This window comes from Micromonospora sp. WMMD754 (genome assembly GCF_049315235.1).
GTDB classification, from domain to species: domain Bacteria; phylum Actinomycetota; class Actinomycetes; order Mycobacteriales; family Micromonosporaceae; genus Micromonospora; species Micromonospora sediminicola.
In genome coordinates, this window is sequence record NZ_CP186058.1 from 202,974 (window position 1) to 219,050 (window position 16,077).

At 72.9% G+C, this 16,077-nt stretch carries 16 protein-coding genes; 5 read left to right on the forward strand and 11 right to left on the reverse strand.

Annotated features, from left to right (window positions below; genetic code table 11):
- Positions 1–138 precede the first annotated feature (138 nt).
- Positions 139–1,113, forward strand: a complete 975-nt coding sequence (locus tag ACN27B_RS00920; RefSeq protein ID WP_099164259.1) for an AraC family transcriptional regulator — start codon at positions 139–141, stop codon at positions 1,111–1,113.
- A 97-nt stretch (positions 1,114–1,210) separates the two neighbouring features.
- On the opposite strand, the gene ACN27B_RS00925 is transcribed toward ACN27B_RS00920, so the two are convergent.
- Positions 1,211–2,848, reverse strand: coding sequence for a glycosyl hydrolase family 18 protein (locus ACN27B_RS00925; RefSeq protein ID WP_099164258.1), 1,638 nt, complete (start codon positions 2,846–2,848; stop codon positions 1,211–1,213).
- 143 nt (positions 2,849–2,991) lie between these two features.
- Between ACN27B_RS00925 and ACN27B_RS00930 the strand changes: the two genes are divergently transcribed.
- Entirely contained in the window at positions 2,992–3,480 is a 489-nt protein-coding gene (locus ACN27B_RS00930; RefSeq protein ID WP_099164257.1) for a glutathione peroxidase, read from the forward strand.
- Positions 3,481–3,541: 61 nt separating this feature from the next.
- Here the strand turns inward: ACN27B_RS00930 and ACN27B_RS00935 are convergent, their stop codons facing one another.
- Positions 3,542–4,348: an SGNH/GDSL hydrolase family protein gene (locus ACN27B_RS00935; RefSeq protein ID WP_099164256.1), complete on the reverse strand. Its 807-nt coding sequence runs from the start codon at positions 4,346–4,348 to the stop codon at positions 3,542–3,544.
- A 190-nt stretch (positions 4,349–4,538) separates the two neighbouring features.
- Between ACN27B_RS00935 and ACN27B_RS00940 the strand changes: the two genes are divergently transcribed.
- On the forward strand, positions 4,539–5,222 hold the full coding sequence (locus ACN27B_RS00940; RefSeq protein ID WP_099164255.1) for an NADPH-dependent F420 reductase: 684 nt from the start codon (positions 4,539–4,541) through the stop codon (positions 5,220–5,222).
- A gap of 43 nt (positions 5,223–5,265) precedes the next feature.
- Here the strand turns inward: ACN27B_RS00940 and ACN27B_RS00945 are convergent, their stop codons facing one another.
- The 7 genes from ACN27B_RS00945 to ACN27B_RS00975 all read right to left on the reverse strand — a co-directional run bounded on the left by ACN27B_RS00945 (position 5,266) and on the right by ACN27B_RS00975 (position 10,374).
- The gene (locus ACN27B_RS00945) at positions 5,266–5,757 is read right to left on the reverse strand and encodes a GNAT family N-acetyltransferase (protein WP_253866257.1); all 492 of its coding nucleotides are present in this window, start codon (positions 5,755–5,757) and stop codon (positions 5,266–5,268) included.
- A 6-nt stretch (positions 5,758–5,763) separates the two neighbouring features.
- Positions 5,764–6,114 carry a DUF2203 domain-containing protein gene (locus ACN27B_RS00950; protein WP_099164254.1) on the reverse strand — a complete coding sequence of 117 codons (351 nt, stop codon included), beginning with the start codon at positions 6,112–6,114 and terminating at the stop codon, positions 5,764–5,766.
- A gap of 448 nt (positions 6,115–6,562) precedes the next feature.
- Positions 6,563–7,045, reverse strand: a complete 483-nt coding sequence (locus ACN27B_RS00955; protein ID WP_099164253.1) for a hypothetical protein — start codon at positions 7,043–7,045, stop codon at positions 6,563–6,565.
- Positions 7,046–7,203: 158 nt separating this feature from the next.
- Positions 7,204–8,016, reverse strand: coding sequence for a pyrroline-5-carboxylate reductase (gene proC / locus ACN27B_RS00960; RefSeq protein ID WP_091573234.1), 813 nt, complete (start codon positions 8,014–8,016; stop codon positions 7,204–7,206).
- Positions 8,017–8,101: 85 nt separating this feature from the next.
- A complete protein-coding gene (locus ACN27B_RS00965) occupies positions 8,102–9,130 on the reverse strand; it encodes a 6-phosphofructokinase (RefSeq protein ID WP_091577173.1) in 1,029 nt (342 codons plus the stop codon).
- Positions 9,131–9,308: 178 nt separating this feature from the next.
- Positions 9,309–9,812, reverse strand: coding sequence for a pyridoxamine 5'-phosphate oxidase family protein (locus ACN27B_RS00970; protein WP_099164252.1), 504 nt, complete (start codon positions 9,810–9,812; stop codon positions 9,309–9,311).
- Between the two features lie 58 nt (positions 9,813–9,870).
- Positions 9,871–10,374, reverse strand: a complete 504-nt coding sequence (locus ACN27B_RS00975) for a polyadenylate-specific 3'-exoribonuclease AS (protein ID WP_099164251.1) — start codon at positions 10,372–10,374, stop codon at positions 9,871–9,873.
- A 247-nt stretch (positions 10,375–10,621) separates the two neighbouring features.
- Between ACN27B_RS00975 and ACN27B_RS00980 the strand changes: the two genes are divergently transcribed.
- Positions 10,622–11,314 carry a Crp/Fnr family transcriptional regulator gene (locus ACN27B_RS00980; protein ID WP_013287664.1) on the forward strand — a complete coding sequence of 231 codons (693 nt, stop codon included), beginning with the start codon at positions 10,622–10,624 and terminating at the stop codon, positions 11,312–11,314.
- A 55-nt stretch (positions 11,315–11,369) separates the two neighbouring features.
- Here ACN27B_RS00980 and ACN27B_RS00985 read toward each other — a convergent pair whose 3' ends face one another.
- Complete coding sequence (locus ACN27B_RS00985) at positions 11,370–11,600, reverse strand: hypothetical protein (RefSeq protein ID WP_245666182.1); 231 nt, start codon at positions 11,598–11,600, stop codon at positions 11,370–11,372.
- 178 nt (positions 11,601–11,778) lie between these two features.
- On the opposite strand from ACN27B_RS00985, the gene ACN27B_RS00990 reads away from it, so the two are divergent.
- Complete coding sequence (locus ACN27B_RS00990; protein ID WP_157779204.1) at positions 11,779–15,327, forward strand: ATP-binding protein; 3,549 nt, start codon at positions 11,779–11,781, stop codon at positions 15,325–15,327.
- A gap of 16 nt (positions 15,328–15,343) precedes the next feature.
- Here ACN27B_RS00990 and ACN27B_RS00995 read toward each other — a convergent pair whose 3' ends face one another.
- On the reverse strand, positions 15,344–16,036 hold the full coding sequence (locus ACN27B_RS00995) for a lysophospholipid acyltransferase family protein (protein ID WP_099164250.1): 693 nt from the start codon (positions 16,034–16,036) through the stop codon (positions 15,344–15,346).
- Positions 16,037–16,077 lie beyond the last annotated feature (41 nt).

Sequence of the window (16,077 nt, forward strand, 5' to 3'; positions counted from 1 at the left end):
ACGCCGTCCCGCGCCCTCGTCCGATCACCCGGCCCGGCACGCACCTCGATCCCCGGCAGCCGCCGGGGGTCGATAGTCTCGGGTCGCGGGACGGTACCGGACCGCGCCATCCCCCGGAGGTGACGGACCATCCTCGCCGTGACATCCGTCGACACCGCGCGGCTGCCCCCGGCCGAGCGCTTCGACTTCTGGCAGGATCTCGTCGCCCGGCAGTCGTCGACGGCCACCATCCGCAGCGCGCACGCGGACGACTTCACCGCCTCGGCCCGGGTGGTCGATCTCGGCACGATCCGCCTCGGCGTCTGGCGTTACCCGTCGTTGGAGTTCACCCGCCCGGCCCACCTGATCGACAGCGGCGACCCGGAGCTGTACCAGCTCGCCCTGCCGTTGTCCGGGCGTGGGGTGATGACCCAGCAGCGCCACGAGACGCCGCTGGACCCGTCCGCGTTCGCCCTGGTCGACACCGTCCGGCCGCACGGCTCCCGGCTGCGACCGGACGGCGCGACGCCGGGAGCGGTGGAGACGTTGACGGCCCTGGTGCCGCACCGGGCGTTGCCGTTGGCCCCGCACCGACTGGCGGCGCTGTTCGCCGCCGGTATCCCGGCCCGCACCGGGATGGGCGCGCTGCTCGCCGCGTTCCTGCGGCGGATCGCGGCGCACCCGGAGCAGTACGCGCCGGCCGACGCCCCGCACCTCGACCGGGTCGCCCTGGACCTGATCGCCGGCACCCTGGCGGGGCTGCTGGACGTCGAGCGGGAGCTGCCGGTCGACGTCCGGGTCACCGGGCTCCGGGCCCGGGTGACGGCGTTCGTCCGGCGGCACCTGACCGACCCGGACCTCTCCCCGGCCGCCGTCGCGGCGGCGCACCACCTGTCGGTGCGGTCGCTGCACCGGCTCTTCGAGGGCACCGGTACGACGGTCGGCGAGCTGATCCGGACCGGCCGGCTGGAGCGGGCGGCGCGGGACCTGGCCGACCCGAGGCTGCGAGGGCTGAGCGTCGCGCAGATCGGCGCCCGGTGCGGGTTCGCGCACCCGGCGCACTTCAGCCGCGCGTTCCGGGCCGCCTACGGGTCGTCGCCCCGGGAGCACCGGGAACGGGCCGTGCGGGGCTGACCACGCGGGCGGGGAGGGGCCGGTGCGGCCCCTCCCCGCCGGGTGGGTGGTGCGTCGGCCCTCGGCTCAGCCGAGGGTTGGTGCGTCGGCCCTCGGCTCAGCCGAGACCGCCCTTGATGGCGCTGATCAACTCACCGTTGCTCGTGTCTCCGGAGAGTTCCCAGAAGAACGCGCCACCGAGGCCCTGGGTGTTGGCGTAGCTCATCTTCCCGCCGATGGTCGCCGGGGTGTCGTAGCTCCACCAGTTGCTGCCGCACTTGGCGTACGCCGTGCCACCGACCGTGGCCGTGGCCGGGCAGGTGTTCTTGAGGACCTTGTAGTCCTCGATGCCGGCCTCGTAGGTGCCGGGCGCCGCGCCGGTGGCGCTGCCGCCGGGTGCGGTCTGGGTCACGCCGGTCCAGCCCCGGCCGTAGAAGCCGACGCCGAGCAGCAGCTTGTTGGCCGGCACGCCCTTGGACTTGAGCTTCTGGATCGCCGCGTCCGACCAGAAGCCCTGCTGCGGGATCCCGCTGTACGAGTAGAGCGGGGAGTGCGGGGCGGTCGGCCCCTGGGCGGCGAACGCGCCGAAGTAGTCGTACGTCATCGGCATCAGCCAGTTGAGGTTCGCCGCGGCGCCGGCGTAGTCGGTGGCGTCGATCTTGCCCCCGTTGCTGCCGTCGGCGGTGATCGCCGCGGTGACCAGGGCCGAGGAGCCGAACTTGCTCCGCAGTGCGGCGATCACGTTCTTGAACGCGTTCGGGCCGCTGCTGTCACAGCTGAGACCGCAGGCGTTCGGGTACTCCCAGTCGATGTCGATGCCGTCGAAGACGTCCGCCCAGCGCGGGTCCTCGACCATGTTGTAGCAGCTCTCGGCGAACGCGGCCGGGTTCTGCGCGGCCTGGGTGAAGCCGCCCGACCAGGTCCAGCCGCCGATCGAGTAGATGACCTTGAGGTGCGGGTACATCTTCTTCAGCTTGCGCAGCTGGTTGAAGCTGCCGCGCAGCGGCTGGTCCCAGGTGTCGGCGACGCCGTCGACGCTGTCCGCCGCGGTGTACGCCTTGTCGTAGTCGGCGTAGCTGTCACCGATGCTGCACCGCCCGCCGGTGGTGTTGCCGAAGGCGTACAGGATGTGGGTCAGCTTGGCGGCCGAGCCGCTGGTGTGGATGTTCTTGACGTGGTAGTTGCGGCCGTAGACGCCCCACTCGGCGAAGTAGCCGACCACCTTCTTGCCGCCGGTGGGCGGCGTGGTGGTGGGCGGCGTGGTGGTCGGCGGCGTCGTCGTCGGCGGGGTGGTCGTCGGCGGCGTCGTGGTGGGCGGCGTCGTCGTCGGCGGGGTCGTGGTCGGCGGGGTGCCGCCACCGGCGCAGGATCCACCGTTGACGGTGCAGTTCAGCGGCCCCTTGTAGGCGCCGCTGCCGTTGTAGCCCCAGCTGAAGCTGGCGCCCGGGGCGAGCGTCCCGGCCCAGCTCTTGTTGACCGCGACGTAGTGGTTGCCGCTGCGGGTCACGTCGGCGTCCCAGGAGCTGCTGATCGCGGTCCCGGAGGGCAGGTCGAACTCGATGCGCCAGCCGTTCACGCTGGCGCCGGTGCCGTTGGTGACGGTCACCCGCGCCTCGTGACCGGTCCCCCAGTCCTGCACCTTGGTGAACGTGGCGGTGACGCTGCCGGCGGCCGACGCGGTGGTCATGGGCACCGCGGCGACCGCGAGCGCGACCACGGCGCCGGCCCACAGGGCCCGGCGGAGCGATCTCTTCATACGGCGTCTCCCCAATAGTTAGGAAACTTTCCAAATTGATTGCTGAGACGCTACTCACGCCGTCATCACTTCGTCAAGATGTAGATGCGTCTATTTCACGGGTGGCGCGGGACGGTCGACGCGACGGGCCGTAGCCTCGTCGCATGACCGTTTTCGACGTGCAGATCGACGCCCTGAGCGGCGGCCCGGCCGACCTCGACCGCTACCGCGGTCGCGCCCTACTGGTGGTCAACGTGGCCTCCCGCTGCGGCCTCACCCCGCAGTACGCGGGCCTCCAGGCGCTCGCCGACGGGTACGCCGACCGGGGGCTGACCGTGCTCGGGGTGCCCTGCAACCAGTTCGCCGGCCAGGAGCCGGGCAGCGCCGCGGAGATCGAGGAGTTCTGCCAGGTGAACTACGGCGTGACGTTCCCGCTGACGGAGAAGGTCGACGTCAACGGGCCGGACCGGCACCCGCTCTACGCCGCGCTGGTGTCCACCCCGGACGCCGAGGGACACAGCGGCGACGTGCGCTGGAACTTCGAGAAGTTCCTCGTCGCGCCGGACGGCTCGGTGGCCGCCCGGTTCGGCCCGCAGGTCACGCCCGAGGACCCCGAGCTGCGCGCGGCGATCGACAAGGTCCTGCCGGCCTGAGGAGCACGGTGAAGCGGCATGCCTCCCACCGGAGGCATGCCGCTCGCGGTCGACGGGCCGGTCAGCCGGCGGCGGACCGGAACACCGGGTAGTAGCCGCCGGACTGGCCCGCGGCCGTCGGGTGGTACGAGACGGTCAGGTTCAGCACGTTCAACGCGTGCAGCCACTTCGTGCCGTAGCTGCACAGCTGGTGCCCGACGAAGATGGACCGGACGTCGGCGAACGTGAAGCCGGCCGAGGTGGCGGCAGTCCGGGTGATGTCGTCCAGCAGGTTGATGCCCTCGTTGATCTTCGCGCGCGAGGTCGCGCTGAGCCCGACGCAGGTCGTGCCGAGCTGGTAGAAGACCGGGTAGCCGACCACCACGACCCGGGCCGACGGCGCCCGGTTCCGGATGCCGTTGTAGACGTTGGCGAGTCGCCCGGGCATCTGCGTGCGGGCGATGTTCATGGCCGACTCCACGGCCGCCACGCACTGGGTCTCGCCCTGGAGCACACAGGTGCTCATGATCGAGGCGAAGCCGACGTCGTTGCCGCCGATCGTGACGCTGACCAGCGTGGTGGTCGAGGAGAGCGCGGAGAGCTGGCTGTTGATGACGTCCGCGGTGGTCGCGCCGGAGCAGGCGACCGAGCGGTACGAGGCGGGCCGGATGTTGGCGTTGTAGAGCGCCGGGTAGGCGTTCGTGCTGCGCAGGCAGTTGCCGCTCTCGGAGGTGTAGCTGTCGGCGCCGACGCCGGAGGCGTACGAGTCGCCGAGTGCGACGTACCGGTCGGACGGGGCGGCCTGGGCGGGCGCGGCGGCCAGGGTCAGCGCGACCCCGATCGACGTGGCGAGGGACAGGGCGAGGGTGGCAAGACGGGATCTCCGCACGTCGCACTCCTGGGGGTGGGAAGTGGTGGTGAGAGATAGATATCAATGAGATCACCATGCATGGAAGATCACCGATTTGCAGTCCCAGCAGATAGAGACTTGTCCATACAAATCGTTGCCGGCTTTGCGTTGGTAGTTGAAGGATTTCGCCAGGGAATGCGGCCGCGTCCCGCCGGGGTTGGCATCGGACATGACGACTGTGGGACTGATCGGCAGCGGCAACATCGGCGGCACGGTGGCCCGACTCGCGGTGGACGCCGGCCACGACGTGGTACTCAGCAACTCGCGGGGCCCGGAGACGCTGCGGGACCTGGTGGCCGAGCTGGGCCCCCGGGCCGGCGCGGCCACCCCGGACGAGGCGGCGACCGCCGGCGACCTGGTGGTCGTCACGATCCCGCTGCGGGCCTACCGCGAGGTGCCGGCGGCACCGCTCGCCGGAAAGATCGTGATCGACACGAACAACTACTACCCGGAGCGCGACGGGAGCTTCCCGGAGCTGGACGACGAGTCGACCACCACCAGCGAACTGCTCCAGCGGCACCTGCCGCGGTCGCGTGTGGTCAAGGCCTTCAACAACATCTACTTCGCACACCTGCGGGTGCTGGGCCGCCCGGCCGGCGCGGCGGAGCGGACCGCCCTGCCGATCGCCGGTGACGACGACGGGGCCAAGGCCACCGTCACGGCGTTCCTCGACTCACTGGGCTACGACGCGGTCGACGTCGGGCCGCTCGCCGAGGGCTGGCGGTTCCAGCGCGACACCAGCGCGTACGCGGGCATCTACGCCACGGACGGCGACTGGGAGCGGCCGGGACCGGTCGACGCGCAGCGGCTGCGCGCCGCCCTCTCCGCCGCCCGCCGCTACGCGGACAGCTGACGCACGGAGGTCGGGCCGGCGGGACCGCCCGCCGGCCCGACGCTCAGTCCACCTCGGTGGGAAGGGTCAACCGCATCGCCGGGTCCGCTGTCTCCCGGAAGCCCAGCGCGCGGTAGAGCGGCCGGCCGGCGGCCGTCGCCCGCAGATCGATCCGGCGTACGCCCCGACCACGGAACCAGGCCAGCAGCCCGGCGACGCAGGCGCGACTGTGGCCCCGCCGCCGGTGTGCCGGGTCGGTACTGACGTTGAAGACGTACCCGACCAGGCCACTCGGATCGTCCGGGCCACCCAGCCGCCGCTCGACCGTGCCCACCGCGCACGCCGCCAACGAGGTGCCCTCCGGCGCGTCGACCACGAAGGCGGCCAGCCACGGATCGGGCTCCACCAGCCAGGCGCGCAGGTTGTCCCGCGCCACCTCCTGCCACCGGCCCCGCGCGGTCGGCGTGCCACTCATCGCGGCGAGCATGAGCCCGCGCAGCCGGACCAGCTCGTCGGCGTCCGCCGGCACCGCCCGACGCACGGCACCCGTCGCCACGCCGGCTCAGACCGGGCGGCGGCCGGCGAAGCCGCACTCGACCCGGTGGTACCAGCGGACGTCGGTGTCCCCCTCCAGCCAGCACCAGAGCACCGCCCGCCCCTCCCGCTCGCCGGGGAAGTCGAGCAGCACCGGGGCGATCCCCTTGACCTCGATGCCGTGCTGGTGGAACTCCTCCACGACCGCGTGCAGCCGGGCCTCCAGGGCCTTCACCTCCGCGAGCCCGCCGAGCGCGCTGGCGCCGTGGTCGGCCAGGTCGACCCGCAGCTCGGCGAGGTCGGCCCGGTGCCGGATCAGCTCGTCGACGCGCGGCCGCAGCGTGGCGACCAGGTGTCGCGCCTGGGCGAGAGTGAACACCGGGCCAGTATGGGGCACGACATGACCCGAAGGCGGCCCGTCATCCGCGCCTCGCGGTGGTGTCGCACCCGGCCTCCCGCACGTCAGCCTGCCAGGCGGCTCGATCCGGTCGTTCTTGTCCGGGGCGTCGTCCGACAGGCGGGCCCGCTCCGGCACCTCGTGGACGAGCCGGTGCGGCAACAGGTCGACGTCGTCTGGCCGGCAGCCGCGCCGGCCCGATGGCGTGGGAGCCGCCGTCGTCGCAGCCCGACCACCGTCGACGGCGGCCCGCACAGGAAGACCTCCCGGCCGGGTTCGGGCACCGACGACCAGCGACGCCGGGTGACCCGGAGCGGTCAAGCGGACCCCGGCCTCCACCGAGGAGGTCGAGCGGCGGACCACCTTCGAGCGATTGTCGAGAGTTGCCGATGAAAGATCCTGATTGAGTCGCTGCCGCGATGGGTGTCGTTCACCCTTCGCGTTGTGTGGTGAGGTCGCCGACGGCGTCGGCGTAGAAGGTGTTGTCGAGGTGGAAGGCGACCTGGCGCAGCGTCCAGGCGTCTCCTTCGACCCGGTCGAGGCGCTCGTCGTCGAGCGCGCGGAGACGCAGTGACCAGATCTGCGCCAACCTGGTCAGTCGGCTGCGGGCTTCGTCCAGATCCTCGAGGGTGAAGGGGGCGAGGTCGGCCGGGGTGGTGATGGCGGAGGCGTGCCAGTGGTCGGGCAGGGGAGGTTGCCCTGCCAGGCGCGCCTCGAGTTCGGCGAGGTGGTCCAGAAGGTGGTCGGCGAGACGACGAATCGCCTTGTGCGGGGTGTAGACCCGGTCCCCGGCGGTGCGGGGCTGCCCGTCCCACGCCGGCCAGGTCTCCGCCAGCCGTAGGGCATGTGCGACGGCGTCCTCGATGACTCGGGCCGGGTCGCGGTCATCGGTGATGGGAGTGTCGTCGCTCATTCCGTCTGTTCCCCTCTCAGCTGTCCGAGTCCTCGACCTTAGGACTGGGATGGTGCGGCCCAGACCGAACTGTGCAGCTCGTGTGACGAGTCGGGGTGCGTTGACCACCCGCCGCCGCGCTCATCCACAGGTTTCGAGCGTTGCTCCCGCCTTGCCCCTCAGTCGGCCTGGGCGGCCAGTTCGCGGGCGCGGTCGCGGGCCGCCTCCAGCGCCGCCAGCATGGCCGCGCGTACGCCGTGGTTCTCCAGCTCGCGGATCGCGGAGATGGTGGTGCCGGCCGGTGAGGTGACCGCCTCGCGCAGCTTGACCGGATGCTCACCGGAGTCGCGCAGCATCACCGCCGAGCCGATGGCGGTCTGCACGATCAGCTCGTGCGCCACCTGGCGGGGCAGTCCGAGCAGGATGCCGGCGTCGATCATCGCCTCGACCAGCAGGTAGAAGTAGGCCGGGCCGGAGCCGGAGAGCGCGGTCACCGCGTCCTGCTGGGACTCGGGCACCCGGACGGTGGCGCCGAGCGGGGAGAACATCTCCTCGGCCAGCGCCAGATGCTCCCCGGTGGCGTGCGCGCCGGCCGAGATGGCGCTCATCGCCTCGTCGACCAGCGCCGGGGTGTTGGTCATCACCCGGACCACCGGGGTGCCCTCGGGCAGCCGCCGGTTGAAGAACGCGGTCGGCAGGCCGGCGCAGAGCGAGATCACCAGCTTGCCGGCGGGGACCTTCGGGCCGATCTCGTCGAGCAGCGCGGCGGCGTCCTGCGGCTTGACCGAGACGGCCAGCACGTCGGCCTCCTCGACCGCGGTCGGGTTGTCCACCACCCGCACGCCGTAGCGGTCCGTCAGCTCCTGCGCGCGGGCGGGGCGCCGGGCGGTGGCGAGCAGCCGCTCGACCGGCCAGCCGGAGCGGAGCAGCCCGGAGAGCATCAGCTCGCCGATCTTGCCCGCGCCGATCACCGCGACCGTGTGCCCGCCCACCGTGCCTCCTCGTCCCGCTCCGACAACTGTTAAGAGGGGGCCCCTGCTCTGCACGAGGCGTTGACAGGGGGCCCCTCCTTACACCTCAGCTGCCGAAGAAGACCTCGGCCTCGGCGTACCGCTCCAGCGGCACGGTCTTCAGCTCCCGGGTGGCCTCGGCCAGCGGAACCCGGACGATGTCCGTGCTCTGCATCGCGACCATCTTGCCCCAGTCGCCCTCGTGCACCGCGTCGATGGCCTGCAGGCCGAGCCGGGTGGCGAGCACCCGGTCGAACGCGGTCGGGGTGCCGCCGCGCTGGATGTGCCCGAGCACCACGGTGCGGGCCTCCTTGCCGGTCTTGGCCTCCAGCTGCTCGGCCAGCCACTGGCCGATGCCGCCGAGACGGACGTGGCCGAAGGAGTCGAGCTCCTGGTTGTGCAGCACCATCTGGCCGTCCAGCGGCTGGGCGCCCTCGGCGACCACGACGATCGGGGCGTACTGGTGCTGGAAGCGCTTCTCGACGTAGCCGGCGACCTGCTCGACGTCGAACTGCCGCTCCGGCAGCAGGATCACGTTGGCGCCGCCGGCGAGGCCGGCGTGCAGGGCGATCCAGCCGGCGTGCCGGCCCATCACCTCGACGACCAGGGTGCGGTGGTGGCTCTCCGCGGTGGTGTGCAGGCGGTCGATCGCCTCCATCGCGATGTTGACCGCGGTGTCGAAGCCGAACGTGTAGTCGGTGGCGCCGAGGTCGTTGTCGATCGTCTTCGGCACGCCGACCACGTTGACGCCCAGCTCGTGGAGCTTGGTGGCGACGCCGAGGGTGTCCTCGCCGCCGATCGCGATCAGGGCGTCCACGCCCTGCGCGGCGAGGTTCTCCTTGATCCGCTCCACGCCGTTCTCGATCTTGAACGGGTTGGTCCGGGAGGAGCCGAGGATGGTGCCGCCGCGCGGCAGGATGCCGCGCACCTCCGCGATGCCCAGCGGCTTGGTCAGGCCCTCCAGCGGGCCCTTCCAACCGTCCCGGAAGCCCACGAACTCGTGACCGTAGGTGGCGACGCCCTTGCGGACCACCGCCCGAATGACCGCGTTGAGACCTGGGCAGTCGCCGCCGCCGGTGAGCACGCCGATACGCATGATCTGCTCATCCTCCTGGAGCATCAGGTGAAGCCCGGATAAGCCCCAGGATATGTGTCAGATCAGACCATCGGCGCCGTTGCCGGCCCGGGGCGGGCCGTCAGTGCGAACTGTAGTCGTCGCTGGTGCGCGCCGACACCGCGCCCCGGCCCGTCCCGACCCCCGGACCGGCTACCGGTCAGTAGCTGACCTCGTGGTTCTCCCCCGCCTTCGGCGGCTTGCCGGTGACCGCCGCCTTGGCGAAGCCGAGCAGGTTGACCACCGTGCTGCCCGGCGAGTCCCAGTACTCCGCCGAGCCCGCGTGCACCTTGATCAGCGTGATGCCCGGCGTGTCCAGGCCGTCCGGGAACCACGCCTTGAGCAGCGGGTTCCACAGCTTCTCGGCGCGCGCCCGGTCCCACTCCTCGGTGGCGGTGCCGGCCACCGAGACCCAGGCGTTGTGCCGCTGGTCCGAGAAGCCGACGTTGACCTGCGGATTCACCCGGATCTGGCGGACCTTGGCCGAGTCGGCGTAGGCGAAGAACCAGAGGTCCCCGTCGAACTCCGCCTCCTGCAGCCCCATCGGGCGGCTGACCAGGCGCCCGTCCACCGCGCTGGTCGTGAGCAGGCAGATCCGGGCGTCCCGGATCAGTTCGGTGACCCGGCCGCGGGCCTCGGCGGCGTTGGTCGGCTCGTTGCTCATGGGGGCACTCCTGTCTCGGATCGGCGTGATGCCGCTCCGGTGCCCCGGGCGGAACGGGTCAAACCTCCCGAGTCGTCATCGCCCGCCAGCGGGCCAGATTGTGCCGGGCGTCGACGAGCGCGTCGTGCCGGTCCGCCTCGGCGTCGGGCAGCCGGGGCCGCCCCCGGTCGTCCCAGAGCTGGCGCAGCTCCTTGGTGAACCGCGGGATCTCCCGGGGCAGCGCCGGCATGGCGCCCCAGAGCTGGGCCAGCACGACGTGGTCGTACGCCGCGTACCAGGCCCACAGCTCCAGCTGCTCGCCCGGGCGGTCCCGCACCGGCGCCAGCAGGAACTCGTGCAGGTCGTCCCGGATCCGCTCGCGCGAGCGCCAGGCCCGGTCGGCCGGCGACGGCAGCTTGTCCAGCACGTTGCGCCGCACCCAGGGCACCGCCCGGGAGTCGTCGAACTCGGTGGAGACCGCGTAGAACTCGCGGCCGTACTCGTCGACGACGCCGATCGACACCAGGTCGACGGTGCGGCCGTCCTCGATGAATTCGCAGTCGTAGAAATAGCGGTAGACCATCGCCCCCATCCTCGCCCATCACCGTCGCGGGGTCGTCGCCGGGGCGTCCGCCGAGGTCGGCGCGGTACCGCCGGCAGACCGGGCATGGTCACGGAAGTGTTTCCAGGGGTGTACAGCACGCGACGGGGGCGTCATGATCTGATGTGTACCGCCGTCGGGCGCCGAACCGGTTGAGCTGCCTCGTACCGGGACTGACAGCTTCACCCGGTGTGCGAGTGGTGACTTCTGACCGGGGAGGGGTTGGGCCGTGGAGTCTCGCCTGCCGGAGCCGGGTGACGCGCTCACGGGTGTGGAGATGTTCGCCGGGCTGGAGCCGGAGGTGCGCCAGCGGGTCATCGCCGCGGCCGTCCCGCGCACCTACCGCAAGGGGCAACTTCTCTTCGTCGAGAACGACCCCGGCGAGTCGCTGATCGTGCTGCGCCGCGGCGCCGTGGCGGTGTTCCGCACCGCGCCCACCGGCGAGCGGGCCGTGCTGTCGGTGATCCGACCCCCGGACGTGCTGGGCGAGGTCTCCCTGCTGGACGCCTCGACCCGGTCCGCCTCGGCCGAGGCCATCGAGGACTGCGCCGCGCTGGCGCTGTCCCGGCCCGCCTTCATGGAGCTGGTCCACTCCAACCCGCGCATTCTCGACGCGGTGATGCGCTCGCTGGGCCAGCTGATCCGCCGGCTCACCGAGCAGAACGCCGACCACGTCTTCCTCGACCTGCCCGGCCGGGTGGCCAAGACGCTGGTCCGGCTGGCCGGCGAGAGCCAGGCCCCGATGATCACGATCGAGCTGAACCAGAGCCAGCTCGCCGAGATGGCCGGCGGCTCGCGGCAGAGCGTCAACCAGGCCATCGGCTCGTTCGCCAGCCGCGGCTGGCTGCGCACCGAGGGGCGCCGGATCGTGGTCACCGACGTGGCCGCGCTGCGCCGCCGCGCCGGGATGAACGACCGCTGACGGATACGCGACGAGGGCCGGGGCGACACGCCCCGGCCCTCGTCGTACGCGTCGGTCAGACGCCGGCGCTGCCCGGTCCCGCCCAGGCGGTGGTGCTGCCCGGGCCGGCCCACTCGTTCTTGTCCTTGCCCCCGGCGGAGCCCTCGCTGACGATGCCCTCGGCCTGCAGGCTGGCCAGGGTGGCCGCGTCCACGTCGACGGACTCGCCCGCCGAGTGGGCGACGCCGTCGCCGTCGGTCCAGTCGCTCTCCAGCTTCACGAACACCATGAGATCCCCCTTGGTCACGTCGTCCTCGTCCGGCGGGGATGAATGTAGTCGCCGCACGCGCCCTCGACCGCCCGGACGAGTGTCCACAAACCAACAGCCCGGTACCTGACATTGGCGGCGCCCGGGATACTCACGGTGACGCCGCGGGGGGCGGCGCCCGGCCGACACCGGCCGACCGACCCAGTGGAGGCCTGTCATCTCCGCGCAGTGTGACCGTTGTGGACGTACCGCGGCCGACGGCGACCGGTTCTGCGGTGGCTGCGGCGCCGAGCTGGGCGCGGTCTGCCCGCACTGCCTGCGCCCGCTCGCGACCGACGTGGCCTTCTGCACCACCTGCGGCTCGCCGCGCCCGGGCGCCCGGCAGTCGGTGCCCACGCCGCAGGAGGACCGGCGCCGGGTCAGCGTGCTCTTCGTCGACCTCATCGACTTCACCCCGTACGTCGAGCGCGCCGACCCGGAGCAGGTGCGCGGCATGCAGACCGGCTTCTTCTCCGCCGCCCGCCGGGTGGTCGGGCAGTACGGCGGCGTGGTGGAGAAGTACATCGGCGACGCGGTCATGGCGCTCTTCGGCGCGCCGGTGGCCACCGAGACCGACGCGCTGCGGTGCGTCCGGGCCGGGCTGGAGCTGCAACGGGTGCTGACCCGGTTCACCCCCACCGGCCACGACGAGCTGCGCTTCCGGGTCGGGGTGGCCACCGGGGAGGCGCTGGTGGACGTGGCCGCGGCCCGCGACGGCGGGCAGGCGATCGTCGCCGGCGACGTGGTGAACACGGCCTCCCGGATGCAGTCGGTCTCCCCGCCCGGCGGCGTGCTGGTCTGCGGCGTCACCCACGCGCTCACCAAGGACGCCATCCGCTACGACGAGCAGCCGCCGGTCACGCTGCGGGGCCGCTCCTCCCCCACCGAGGTCTGGCTGGCGCTCGCCCCGGTCCGCCGGCAACCCACCGACCGGGAGCCGGACACCACCCCGCTGATCGACCGCGAGCACGAGCTGGGCCTGCTGGTCAACGCGCTGCACCGTTCGCTGCGCGACCGGCTGCCGCAGGTGGTGACCGTGTTCGGCCGGGCCGGGTTGGGCAAGAGCCGGCTGGTGCGGGAGCTGCACCGGCACGCCGGCCGGCTGGTCGACGAGCCGCTGACCTGGCGCACCGGGCGGTGCCCGCCGTTCGGCGAGAACGTCACGTTCGCCGCGCTGGCCGACATCGTCAAGACCGAGGCCGGCATCCTCGACACCGACCCCGCCTCCACCGCGGCCCAGCGCCTCACCGCCGCGGTCGCCGAGCTGGTCGGCCCCGGCGAGCGGAACCGCCTGGTGGACGCGCTGCGCCCGCTGGTCGGGCTGACCGGCACGACGCTGCCCGCCGAGGAGGCGGAGTCGGCGTGGCGACGGTTCCTGCTGGCGCTCGCGGCCCGCCGCCCGACCGTGCTGGTCTTCGAGGACCTGCACTGGGCCGACGACGCCATGCTGCGCTTCGTCGAGCTGCTCGGCGCCGCCGCCCGCGAGGTTCCCCTGCTGCTGCTCTGCACCGCCCGCCCGGAGCTGGTCGACCGGGACCCGAGCTGGGCCGGGACGATCACCGGCTCGGTCACCGTCACGCTGCCGCCGCTGCGGGACACCGGCATCGCGTCGCTCTACGCGCACATGTTCGGCCAGGCCGCGTTCCCGGCCGAGATGCTCACCCCGCTGGTCGAGGTGGCCGGCGGCAACCCGCTCTACGCCCACGAGTACGTCCGGATGCTGATCGAGCAGGGCGCGCTGCGCCAGTCCGGGCGCGGCTGGTCGCTGGAGAAGCACCTCGACCTGCCGATGCCGGAGAGCGTGCACTCGGTCATCGCCAACCGGGTCGACCTGCTCGACGCCAAGGACCGGGCGGTGCTGCTGGCCGCCTCGGTGGTCGGCGTGCAGTTCTGGCCCGGCGCGGTCGCCGCCGCGCTGGGGCAGCCGGTGGAGTCGGTGGAACGCGCGCTGCGCCGGCTGGAGCAGCGCGACTTCGTGCACGAGCAGTCGGCGTCCACGATGGCCGGGCAGGCCGAGTTCCGGTTCCGGCACGTGCTGGTCCGCGACGTCTGCTACCAGCGGCTGCCCCGCACCGAGCGGGTGGCCCGGCACGAGCGGACCGCGGACTGGCTGGACGCGCTGTCGCAGACCCGGGACACCGACCTGGCCGAGGTCCTCGCCCACCACCGCTGGGCGGCCCACGAGATCGCCCGCACGCTCGGCCTCCCGACACACCGCTACGCCGGCCCGGCCCGCGCCGCGCTGCACCGGGCGGCCCGGCGGGCGTACGCCCTGCACGGGCTGGACGCCGCCGCCGCGCACGCCGGGCGCGCGCTCGGCCTGGCCGACGACAGCGACCCGGTGGGCCGGCTGCAACTGGAGCTGCTGGCCACCGAGATCTCGTTCTACCGCGACGGCAACGCGTTCCTCTCCGGCGGGGGGCCGGAGCAGTTGCAGGCGCTGGCCGACCGGCTGCTCGCGCACGGCGACGACGCCTGCGCGGCCCGGGCGTGGACGCTGCTCGGCCAGGCCGCCTGGCTGCGCGCCGACCGGACGGCGGCGGTGGCCTGCCTGGACCGGGCGGTGGGGTTGTTCGAGCCGCTGCCGGACAGCTCGCAGAAGGCCGACGCGTACGCCGAGCTGGGCCGGCTGCACATGCTCAACTACGAGCGGGACGCGGCGGTGTCCGCCGCCGAGACCGCGGCGGAGATCGCCGAGCGGCTGGGCCTGACCGAGACGCGCACCAACGCCCGGGTCACCGCCGCCACCGCCCGGTACCAGGCCGGTGACCGGTCCGGGCTGGACGACCTGCGCGCCATCGTCGAGTTCAGCCGGGGGCAGCAGCTGCTGGCGCTGCACCGGGCGGTGCAGAACCTCGCGTACGCGGTCCGCGAGGAGGGTGACTGGCTGCGCTCCGACGCGCTGCTGACCGCCGGCCCGACCCGGACGGCCAGCGGGCAGACGCTGACCACGAGCTATTCCGGCGAGGCTATGCGGGCCTACTTCGACGGGGACTTCGCCCGGCTGCTCGCCGCCGCCGACGCGTTCGTGGACACGCCCACCGGCGGGTGGGACATGCAGGTGCGCGGCCTGCGGTCCTGTCTGCGGGTGCTGCGCGGCCAGCCGGTGCCGCCCGCGCCCCGCGCGGCCGAGGTGACCGGGTCGGCGTACCGCGACGACGTGTCCGCGGCGCTGGACACCGCCCGGCGCAGCGGCTTCCACCGCCCGCACTGGACCATGCTCGGCATGGCGGCGCTCTGCCGGGCGCTGCAGGGCCGGGCCGAGGAGGCGGCGGAGCTGGTCGACGAGCTGGCCGGCTCCTGGTCGAGCGTGCCGGCCCTGGCCAGCGGCGAGTGGATCGCCGCGGCGGCGTACGCGGCGGCCCTGTCCGGGCGGGACGCGGCGGTGCGGGTGCGCGCGATGCTGGACCGGCTCGGACACCGGACGCCCTGGTCGGAGGCGGCGCTGCGGACGGTCACCGGCGCCGTGGCGGCGGCGGACGGCGACCATCGCCGGGCCGCCGAGCTGCACCTGGCCGGCGCGGAGATCTACGCCGGGATCCCGGACGTCACCGACCGGATGCTGGCCCTGGCGCTGGCCGTGGGGGAGCTGACGCTGGCCGGCGACCCCGGGGCGGCCGGGCCGCTGGCCGAGGTGCACGCGTTCGCCCAGCGCAACGAGGCCCCCGGGCTGTTGGCGCTGGCCCGGCGTCCGGTGCCGGACGCCGGTCCGGCGATGGCCTGCTGACCCGGCCCGCGGCGCCTCAGGCCGGCACCGGCTCCCGGGGCGCGGCCTTCGCCTTCTGGGCGTACGTGTCGACGTACTCGCGGCCGGAGAGCTCCATCAGCTCGTACATGATCTCGTCGGTGACGGCCCGCTCGACGAACCGGTCGCCGACCATGCCGGCGTAGCGGGAGAAGTCCAGCGGGGGCCCGAAGCGGATCCGGACCCGACCGAGGTTGGGCACGATCTGCCCGGTGGGCTGGATGGCGTCGGAGTTGAGCATGGCCATCGGGACCACCGGCGCGCCGCTCTCCAGGGCGAGCCGGGCGACGCCGGTCTTGCCCCGGTAGAGCCGGCCGTCCGGGGAGCGGGTGCCCTCGGGGTAGATGCCGGCGATGCCCCCGGCGCGCAGCACCTGGAGCTGGGTGTCGAGCGCCGCCCGGGCGGCCCGGCCGCCGGTGCGGTCGACCGGGATGGTGCCGGATCCGACGAAGAACATCTTGGTCAGCCAGCCCTTGAGGCCCCGGCCGGTGAAGTATTCCGCTTTTGCGATGAAGGTGACTTTTCGCTTGACGATCAGCGGTGTGAAGATGGAGTCGGAGAACGAGAGGTGGTTGCTGGCCAGGATCACCGGGCCGGTCGCCGGCACGTGCTCCAGACCCTCGACCTGCGGGCGGAAGACCAGCCGCAACACTGGGCCGAGGATGATGTACTTCAGCAGCCAGTACAGCACCGGGGTCCTTCCGGGTGGGGTGGCGACGCGCGGGACCGTGC